The following is a 1,518-nucleotide window of genomic DNA, read 5'->3' as shown; positions in this document are numbered from 1 at the left end:
GACGCCCGCGGGGTGCTCGTCTCGCTCACCGCGGCCGGCCGGACCACGATCGACGACCTCCGGGTCCGGCGCTCGGCCCGTGTCCTGGCCGCTGCCGAGCGAGCCCTGACGCCGGAGGAGCGCGCCGTCCTCGCGCACGCGGCCGACGCGATCGTGAAGCTCACCGCGGCGCTGGAGACGGACGGCAGCTGACCGGAGACGGACAGGAGGCGCAGTCCCGGCCCGCACCGCGCCTCCCGTCCGTCCCACCAGCCGCCGGCGGCCCCCACCGCCGCCTCGGGTGGACGCTGGGCGCCCGCCGCCGGTGACCCGGTACCAGCGGTGTACATTGAGCCACGTACGGACCATCCCGATGCGTGCGTTCCCGACGAGACCGTTGCCCTGACTCGGTTGCGGGTGCCCCGCCTGTCCCTGGGGGTCCACACCTGTGCACACCACCGCCGGCCTCCGCCGTGTACGCATCGAACTGGTCAGAACCGGTTCACCATGAAGTACGTCGTCTACGGACTGACATCCGTCCTCACCAGCAGTGCCGCCGCCTCCGCCGTGATGCGGTACGCGGTCGCCGTCGGCCGAGCCGGCACCAGCGACCTCGTCGCGATCCCGGCCGTCGACATCGCGGGCGTGCCGATCGCCGTCGAGGTCCTCCTCGGCCCGGGCGTCCCTGTCCTCGCCGAGCCCGCCGCGGACGACCTGCTCGAGCCCGAGCACCAGGAGTTCGTCGACGAACTGGCCGAGCGCACCCGTGTCCTGACGGGACGGCCTTCCGAGCGGGCCTGACCCCGGCCCGGGTCGGGTCAGTTGCTCCGGAGGACCAACGACCCGGCGCCGAACGGCAGCGCCCCGGCCCGGTACTCGAGCACTGCACCCGCAGCACTCGCTGCGTCGACCCGGACCGAGGCCGCACCGAAGCGCCAGCTGCGGTTGATGCAGAACACGGCGAACTCGACGCTGCCCTCGTCCGGCAGCACCCACGTGCCGGCGCCCCACTGCGCGGGCTGGCCGACGCCGTCCACGCTGACGGTCGGCCGCGCACCCCAGGCGAACCACGGCTTCTGCAGGCGGAGTCCGACCCGGCGACGGGTGGTACCGGACGGCAGTGGAGCCTCCGTCACCACCCGAGCGTCCCGGGCTCGCCCTTGAACGGCCCGACGATGTCCGCGGTGATCCAGCCGCCGTAGAAGTCGCCCTCCTGCGCGCGGACGCGTTCGCCGGCGACCTCGCACGAGTCCATCTGCGACGGGTACACGGCCACCAGGTCGCGCAGTTCGCCGTAGCCCTGCCACGGCGTGCGGTAGGTCCAGGCACCTCGACCGACGACCTGGTCGCCGCCGTGCACGTCGAAGTACGAGGCGCTGCCCTTGAACTCACACATGCTCGACCCGCTGGTCGGGACGAGAGCGTCGGGCGCGAAGTCCGCGATCGGCAGGTAGTACACCGGCGGGTGGCTCGTCTCCAGCACGCGCACAGCACCGGTCGTGTCGGCGATCACCTGTCCGCCGAGCCGGACGACGACCC

Annotated in this window: 3 protein-coding genes and 1 pseudogene; 2 read left to right on the top strand and 2 right to left on the bottom strand. The window is 73.1% G+C overall.

The features are described 5' to 3' along the window. Together QL987_RS15415 and QL987_RS15410 are read left to right on the top strand one after the other, a co-directional pair. Nucleotides 1-192: pseudogene (locus tag QL987_RS15415) on the top strand (hypothetical protein); the annotation flags it as partial. A 294-nt stretch (nucleotides 193-486) separates the two neighbouring features. Continuing rightward, nucleotides 487-780: a hypothetical protein gene (locus QL987_RS15410; RefSeq protein ID WP_221852230.1), complete on the top strand. Its 294-nt coding sequence runs from the start codon at nucleotides 487-489 to the stop codon at nucleotides 778-780. A gap of 17 nt (nucleotides 781-797) precedes the next feature. On the opposite strand, the gene QL987_RS15405 is transcribed toward QL987_RS15410, so the two are convergent. After that, on the bottom strand, nucleotides 798-1,115 hold the full coding sequence (locus QL987_RS15405; protein WP_221852228.1) for a hypothetical protein: 318 nt from the start codon (nucleotides 1,113-1,115) through the stop codon (nucleotides 798-800). After that, nucleotides 1,112-1,518, bottom strand: a 407-nt coding sequence (locus tag QL987_RS15400; RefSeq protein WP_290158489.1) for a DUF427 domain-containing protein, incomplete at its 5' end; no start/stop codon positions are given. The genes QL987_RS15400 and QL987_RS15405, both read right to left, overlap by 4 nt.

This window comes from Curtobacterium sp. APC 4022 (genome assembly GCF_030407555.1).
Classification (GTDB): domain Bacteria; phylum Actinomycetota; class Actinomycetes; order Actinomycetales; family Microbacteriaceae; genus Curtobacterium.
This window is presented reverse-complemented; position numbering and strand designations above follow the sequence as displayed.